Origin of the sequence: Enterococcus sp. DIV0660C, from assembly GCF_017316125.1 — a bacterium.
Classification (GTDB): Bacteria; Bacillota; Bacilli; order Lactobacillales; family Enterococcaceae; genus Enterococcus_B.
Genome location: NZ_JAFLWA010000050.1, coordinates 1 through 7257 on the forward strand (window position 1 = coordinate 1; position 7257 = coordinate 7257).

A 7257-nucleotide genomic window follows, 5' to 3' on the forward strand; every position below is an offset into this window, starting at 1 on the left:
GTAAATGGTCAAAAAAAACTAACAAAAAGTCCAGCGCCCCATCGACTAAGCCCGCCTAAGAAATGTGAAAAAGAAAGAAGAAAAAAGAAAAAAAGATCAGAGTAAAGGAAGTCAGAAAAGGTCAAAAAAAGAATTAGTGAGAACTAAAAAAAATGAGAGCAGAGAGAATTAATAAAGATCAAAGAAAAAAATATTTAAATCTAAATAGAAGAAAACATAAATACGAATGAAAAGAATCAATCAGATAAAAGGTGTACCACCTTTTCAAAAATAAGAGTGGAGGTTGTAGATGAAAAATATTTTGTATAACTACTACATTGAATATAAAAAAGAAAATATCGAAATAATTATTATGTGTTTATTACACGAATTAAGATTAGTGACAGCCAAACAATTACAAGAATTTATTAACCCTGTAATCCCGATTACAGAAAAAACAATTCGTCGTCGTTTAACACTGATGAATGAGAATGAGTTAACAAATTATTTTATTTCTGATAAAGATAGTAAAACTAGAATTCATTATTTGGAGCGGGAAGGCCACCAGGCAATTCGAGGTTACTATCCATTAGTAAAATCTCCTAAGTATAATTGGTATCATTGTTTGATGATTAATGAGGCTTTGCTTGAAACTTTAGAAGTTGTTGGAGATCAGAAACATTTACGTTACATTCAAAGTGAGCGCCGACAAGTTTACGAAGTGAAGGACATGCAGCCAAGTAAAAATAAGCGTGTATTTTTTGTTTCTGATTTTCTCTTACGTTTTGAATCGCAGACAGGAAAAAGTATTAACTGGTATTTTGAAATTGAGTTGACGATTAAAACGAAACGTCGATACAAGGAAGGTGTGTTTGTAAAATACATTAATCATTTGAACAAACATAAAGATGCCCATTTAATATATGTCTCGCCTTCAACTATTATTTTAGAAGAACTGGAAAGATACAAAAAAGAAATTGAAGACAGAGCAGTTAATGCAGAAGATGTTTTTTCTCGCTTCCACATTTTCTCACAAGATGAATTTCGAGAACGATTGGAGGAATTGATTTTGGATGATTCACATATCAATTGGTAACTTAAAAAATAAGCGAGACCCGCCTTTTTGATTTTAAGCTAAAACATGAATCTAGTTTTCTTTTATAAAGCGTGCTATAATAAAAACGAAAAGAGAAGTTGCGCAAACAACTTCTCTCAGACAGCACCGTTTAAAGAACGGTGGCACACACTAATTATTTTTTGGAAATAGCCAGTCTGCTCGCTAAAGTGACGGCTATTTCTTTTTGTCTTGTTTAAGCATGGATACAACCAAACTAATCAAAGCAATGGTAAACATACCAAAACCGAGAATAGTTTGAATTGTCTCATATGCGGACAAAAGGCGTCTCCTTTCATAAGATTTTGGAAGTACGATCATACGCACCACCTCACTTTCGATTGGATAGCCACCGTCATTAAACTTTACTGTCGATCATATTATAGCATATAAATAAACGTGAATGAATCAGTTCAAAACCTTGTTGAAAAGGAATTGAACTGATTTTTTTGTTGTCTATTTTTCAAAGTAGTTACTCCTTAAAAAGTTCAAAAGATAAGAGAAGCGGAACCTCATTGCACGCAATGATTTCCGCAAGTGGAAATATTCTGTACCAGAATATTTTTTAGATTTTAAAAAATGTCAGAGCGCTGGTTTGTTGTTTCATTCCTATTGATTGTTTGGCTCAAACGAGCGGAGAACGCTGCTATCGGATTGGCGAGAGTGCTTATACACCTTCCACATTCAGAAAAAAAGGGGCGGAAAAATTTTTGAGAAACCCACTCAAAATTTTTTCCTACGGCACTCCCTTTTTTTCTGACTGCTTCAGGTGAAAATCATAAGCACGCCAAACCGCTATCAGCTCAGCTCGAAATGATCCAAGATCAAACAATAAAAAGGAGAAATCTAAACAACAAATCAGTGACATTTTTCAAAATCAAATTTTTTCGCCACCCACAAATCGCTTGCTGAAATGAACTTGGCAAAATCAAAAACAAGGAGAACATTGAAAATGAAAACAACCGCAAATACAGTCAAAAAATATTTAAAAGAACATGGTTATGAAACGAAAAATATACGTGTTCGAGTAGAATACGTCGGATATGGAAGCACGTCAATTTCTATCACGCTTTTAGATTTAACTTTGGAATCTCAAAAAATTGAAAACTTAGTCAAAAAAGGGTTCGAAAGTGTTCGTTATGATGAGCACGTAGAGGGTGAAATTTTATCAGGATGTAACACATACGTCAGTTGTAAGTATGACTATGATGTTTTAGAAAATGCAATCGAAGGAAAATATAGTTCAGCGGAAGAGATTTATACCATGTTAGAGGAAAAAAATACTTATGACGGAATAGAAATTTATGAAAATCAAACAATTAGAGCCATTGCTTTCTTTAAAGATAAATCGGTTGTTCTAATGAACAAAAATAAAGAAAGTTTCACTAGATATCATAGACACATTTTAAATAGTCCATATGATTTAGCAAACGCATTAGTTACATTAGAAAACATTGGACATTTTGGAACGTATTAAATAATTGAATAAGAAATGAAAGAAGGAAAAATAAATGAATACAAGTACTATTGTAGGAAGATTAACGAAAGAAGCAGATTTACGTTACACATCAAACGGAAAAGCAGTGGCTAATTTTACTTTGGCAAGCAAACGAAGCTTTCCAAATCAAAATGGAGAAATTGAATCAGATTTTTTACCTTGTGTTCTATGGGGGAAACAAGCAGAAGCATTAGCAAATTATACAAGAAAAGGAAGTTTAATATATGTTACTGGTGAACAGCGTAGCCGAAACTACGATGACCAACAAGGAAATACACGTTATGTCATTGAAACGTTGGTTGGAAGTTTTGAACTATTAGAAACAAAAGAACAGTTTGAAAAACGTAATAAAAATAGCTAGTTAAGAGGGGGCTAGTTGTCCCCTTCTTTTAATTAGCTTCATGGAGTGAAGAAAGCTTTTAGGCTTTCTTCTTTGCAAAAGTTGAGATTAAAAAAATAAAGCAAAAATGAAAGACATTTGAATATTTCTCACCCTTAAAAATGATCTAGAGCTATTCAATTGCACAGTGGATACAAGAAGAAATTGAGGTGATAATGAAATGGTTTTGGCTTCAGAAAATAAACGTCTACCAGTGACAGTCAATGAGCAAAGACAACTAGAACTGAGAAGGTTAAAGAAAAAATATAATAAGAGTGAATCGAAGTTGTTCTGTATAGCTTTAGATTTGTTGATTGCTCAAGAAAAAGCAGGATTTGAATTGCCTATTTTGTCAAAGTGATAGCACTATTGGCTATCTAATAGAATAGTGATATCACTTTGATAAATCCTAAATATTCGTATATTATACTTTACGTATATCTTGATATACGATATAATATAAATATGGAAATGAGGTACTGATCGCTTTCTATGAAAGACAGAGATTTGTTAAAAATATCGGAGATAGAATGGTTCTAGCCAAATTTGAATACGAATATTTATAAGAATGGGGAATAAAAATGACAATTATAGATACGGATTCAATACAAAAACTAATGGATTCGAATTTATCGGCTTACTCAATTGAAAAAGATACTGGCGTTAGCAGAATGACTATTACTAATTATCGTAAAGGTAGTGCAAATATTTTGAACATGTCGCTTGATAAAGCAATCAAACTACAAGAATTTTGGGAGGAATATATCATGGAAGAATATGAAACATTAAAAACATTTATCGAAAACGACTTCGCAGAAAGAGATTTCGGACACGGTGAGTTAGAAGAATTCAATCCAGAAAAAGTCATGAATGGTGAAACCGTAGAAATGTTATCAGATGATTTCGGATCAAAACATTCTCGTGTAAAAGTAGTTATTTCTTTAGATGACATTAAACTAAATGACACACTAGATGTATATACTGTTAATTTTATGGATAAAGAAGTTTACGTTTACTATGTAGATGCCAATAAAGAAGATTGATAATATGAAAACAGAATTCGCAGGAATTACCTCTTACGTTCAAAACGAGGTTAAAAAATATCGAGTAGACTTAGTCGTCAATCGTAAACACTATCAAAAAAGAGGTTTTACAACTTTAGAATCTGCTCGTGAATACAGAAATAAATTAGAAGAAAAATACAAAAAAACTATTCAAGTGAATGCAGATGCTATTATTCGCACTTACTTGAATAGTAGTTCTATTCGAGAAACAGCAATGTATCATAATATGTCACGTGATAAAGTGCGAAAAATACTAATTCATGAAGGAGTATATGCCACGCCGCAAAGTATTAAGGTAAATAATTTGCTTGAAGGTGGTTATACGACACAAGAGGTTGCTGAAAAGCTTGCTATTTCAGTTTCTACAGTGAATAATTTAGCAATTTATCGTAAGGGGGAAAATAATGGCAAGAAAAATAAGAATAATAAATGATCTACTTGCTCCAGCAATTGTTATGGTGAATATTATCGTAGGCTATTCCAGTGCAAATCCTTTTTCTAATAGAATTTTTCAAGGCGTGCTTTAATATATCAAAAGAGATAATAAGTTTAAGTCAAACTAGCACTTTTAATCCTTTAGAAATATCGAGTAACAAAGAAACAAGCAATAAAGACAAATTATCTATTCAAAGTGAACTAACTGGAATACCTGAACATATTCTAGTTCAATTTAATAATGATATGAAAAGACAAGGTAAAGCAATAAATATTTATACTTTAAAAGAGTGGGCTGAAAGCCAATAGGCTATTGGAACATGACAAGGAGTGGAAAGTTAATGAATGAAATTTTTAAATTAAATGCCTTTAACTCATCAGGAATGAACGTGTTTATGAACTTAGACAGTAGTGAAAAAATTATCAAGCAAACATTTGTAGGAGTACATAACCTTGAAATAAATAAGTATATTTCACGTAATGTCACAGTTATTGAAGGTATCACAGGTTCAGGTAAAACATATTATGTTGAAAATTTATTCAATTTTGATACTACTAAAAAATTATTGTTATCAAGTGAAGCTGATTGTGAACATGAGTTTTTAACCATCCAAAACATTACTAAAATAGGTTACTACAAAAATTATTATGACTTAATATATTCATTTGATAATACGGCTAAATTTTTATTTACTACCCTACAAAAAGAATTAAAAAAGAATTATGAAATAATTATTATTGATAACATTTTTTTAACTTCTTCAGATTTAATATTTAAGTTATTTGATTTATGTTTAAAATATCCAAACTCGAAATTTTATATAATTAATAATATTATTTAAAGTCCAACAGGGTATACTCTGTCGGTTTTTATTATATCTTTAATAGAGTTGAATTTCTAAGAGGACAACAACGTTAGGTAATTGAATTTTATAATGAAGTAATAAAATAAAAATAAGCTAATGAGATAGCAAAGGTGATTTTATAATGAAAAATATAGCGAATAAGGTTTACTAAAATGAAATAGTACAAAGAATTTTTAATTCTGTATCAGGCTAGAAGAAGTATAAAATATGCTGTATTGTGTAAAATAAATAGAAATAATAAGGGGTGTCTTTGTAAGTGGTTGGTAATGAATTTATTAAGTGTAATATGTGTGACACTACGATTAATCTTAGAATGCAATTGGGATATTTTGATATTCCATTTCATCTGAATTGTCCAAAATGTAAAACTTCTATTGATGGTAAAATATTGCTTGAAAATGTTAAGCATTATGAAGTGATTATCAATAATGCCTATTTGGTAGACGAGTATGATTATAACTTTTATTCTGTAGAACTATCAGCTGAGTTTCCAACAAGAAAAATAAAGGAAAAGAATATGGGAGCAAGCTCTGTTGAGTTGTCACCTTATACGAGATCACTCCAATGGTATCACAACGCCATTGAACCTCAACAAATCATGGCAAATACAATGTTTTTTGCTAACTATTATAAATCTAAATGGTACGAACTAAAATCTTTTTTTGAGCTTTTCTGGAATGGACAAAATCATATTTTATATAAAAAAATTAGAAACGAACTACCCAAATATCCTCATTTAGGTGTTACAAAAGTGGCTAATAACTTGGATGCTTGTGTTTGCCTACACCAATTATTGATTACAACTACAGGGATTAGTAATATCTTAGACAAAAAATCTTTACCCAGATTTATAGACATAGGAAATACTATTCTAAAGGACAAAGATAACGCATTAGCATATGAAGAATTTATAGTAAAAGTAGAAAAAAATTTTACTACTACAGAAAGAAAGGCTTTTAAGTTAATAGAGTCTTTTGCCAAAATATATGAACAATTAATTCCTGTTATAATACTAAAACGAGCTAATACTCTTGATAGCGTTGACAAAGAAAGATATGGGATAATGACTGCTGACTTCGAAGAACTAACTTCATTTTATGCAAAAAGTTATGAATGGATACTTGAAAACTTAGATTTTGTCATTGGGTTAAACAATGTAGCTGTAAGAGGGAATTATAATTCGTTTCAAAAAGAAAATAAAACCTATGAAGATTATCTTAAACTTCTTAAGGGTAACAAATTAGGTTGGATGAACAAAGATGAACCATTTAGTTTACCCATTCAAAGTTTAGATTCAAAAAAAAGAAATGCTATACAGCATTTTGATAGTGAAATTGACTATGTTACGCAGAAAATAGTATTTAGAGATAGAGATAATATTCAAAGTATGTATTTAATGGAGTTTGCTTCACTTTGTATTGATAACTTTGAATTAATGTTTTATATATTAGAATTGGTGTACAACTTGAGAAAAATCCACTACATAAAACAACACTTTGTCCCCCATTTTAAGGAAATTTCGTTTTCTAATAATCTACGAATACAAACAAAGTCAGAAAAAGTAGGAAGAAATTCTCCTTGTCCATGTGGTAGTGGAAAAAAATATAAGAAATGTTGCTTGAAGTAAACATTTCACTTTAGCTAATAACTTCTTTTTTTATTCTATAAATAGTTTGCCTAGTAATATTGTATTCTTTCGCAATCTTTGAAATAGCAATTCCTTCATTTAAATCCTTAACGATGTTTTCATAAACTAAACGTCGTTGAGGATTTTTTGTGTTTGCGCTATAAAGTTTCGAACGTCCCTTGTAAACACCGTTGGCTTTTGCAATCTTAATTCCTTGTGCCTGGCGTCGTTTAGATTCAGTGTGTTCTTGTTCAGCGATCATGGCCAAAATCTGTATGATTAAATCTTTAATGAA

At 30.7% G+C, this 7257-nt stretch carries 11 protein-coding genes; 9 read left to right on the forward strand and 2 right to left on the reverse strand.

Annotated features, from left to right (window positions below; genetic code table 11):
- Positions 1–289 precede the first annotated feature (289 nt).
- Complete coding sequence (locus tag DOK81_RS11660) at positions 290–1075, forward strand: replication-relaxation family protein (RefSeq protein WP_206911062.1); 786 nt, start codon at positions 290–292, stop codon at positions 1073–1075.
- Between the two features lie 195 nt (positions 1076–1270).
- Here the strand turns inward: DOK81_RS11660 and pepG1 are convergent, their stop codons facing one another.
- On the reverse strand, positions 1271–1414 hold the full coding sequence (gene pepG1 / locus DOK81_RS11665; protein WP_347401449.1) for a type I toxin-antitoxin system toxin PepG1: 144 nt from the start codon (positions 1412–1414) through the stop codon (positions 1271–1273).
- A gap of 631 nt (positions 1415–2045) precedes the next feature.
- On the opposite strand from pepG1, the gene DOK81_RS11670 reads away from it, so the two are divergent.
- From DOK81_RS11670 to DOK81_RS11700, 8 genes are all read left to right on the forward strand, one after another.
- A complete protein-coding gene (locus DOK81_RS11670) occupies positions 2046–2570 on the forward strand; it encodes a hypothetical protein (protein WP_206911065.1) in 525 nt (174 codons plus the stop codon).
- A gap of 34 nt (positions 2571–2604) precedes the next feature.
- On the forward strand, positions 2605–2952 hold the full coding sequence (gene ssb / locus DOK81_RS11675; protein ID WP_206911067.1) for a single-stranded DNA-binding protein: 348 nt from the start codon (positions 2605–2607) through the stop codon (positions 2950–2952).
- Between the two features lie 199 nt (positions 2953–3151).
- Positions 3152–3331: a hypothetical protein gene (locus tag DOK81_RS11680; protein WP_206911071.1), complete on the forward strand. Its 180-nt coding sequence runs from the start codon at positions 3152–3154 to the stop codon at positions 3329–3331.
- A gap of 220 nt (positions 3332–3551) precedes the next feature.
- Positions 3552–4013 carry a hypothetical protein gene (locus DOK81_RS11685; protein ID WP_206911073.1) on the forward strand — a complete coding sequence of 154 codons (462 nt, stop codon included), beginning with the start codon at positions 3552–3554 and terminating at the stop codon, positions 4011–4013.
- Between the two features lie 4 nt (positions 4014–4017).
- Positions 4018–4467 carry a response regulator transcription factor gene (locus DOK81_RS11690; RefSeq protein ID WP_206911075.1) on the forward strand — a complete coding sequence of 150 codons (450 nt, stop codon included), beginning with the start codon at positions 4018–4020 and terminating at the stop codon, positions 4465–4467.
- A complete protein-coding gene (locus DOK81_RS12410; protein WP_277988533.1) occupies positions 4439–4561 on the forward strand; it encodes a hypothetical protein in 123 nt (40 codons plus the stop codon). Before DOK81_RS11690 ends, DOK81_RS12410 begins: the two co-directional genes overlap by 29 nt.
- 249 nt (positions 4562–4810) lie before the next feature.
- The gene (locus DOK81_RS11695) at positions 4811–5311 is read left to right on the forward strand and encodes a hypothetical protein (RefSeq protein WP_206911077.1); all 501 of its coding nucleotides are present in this window, start codon (positions 4811–4813) and stop codon (positions 5309–5311) included.
- A 280-nt stretch (positions 5312–5591) separates the two neighbouring features.
- Entirely contained in the window at positions 5592–6962 is a 1371-nt protein-coding gene (locus DOK81_RS11700) for an SEC-C metal-binding domain-containing protein (protein ID WP_206911079.1), read from the forward strand.
- A gap of 10 nt (positions 6963–6972) precedes the next feature.
- On the opposite strand, the gene DOK81_RS11705 is transcribed toward DOK81_RS11700, so the two are convergent.
- A partial coding sequence (locus DOK81_RS11705; RefSeq protein ID WP_206911082.1) for a helix-turn-helix domain-containing protein occupies positions 6973–7257 on the reverse strand: 285 nt, incomplete at its 5' end.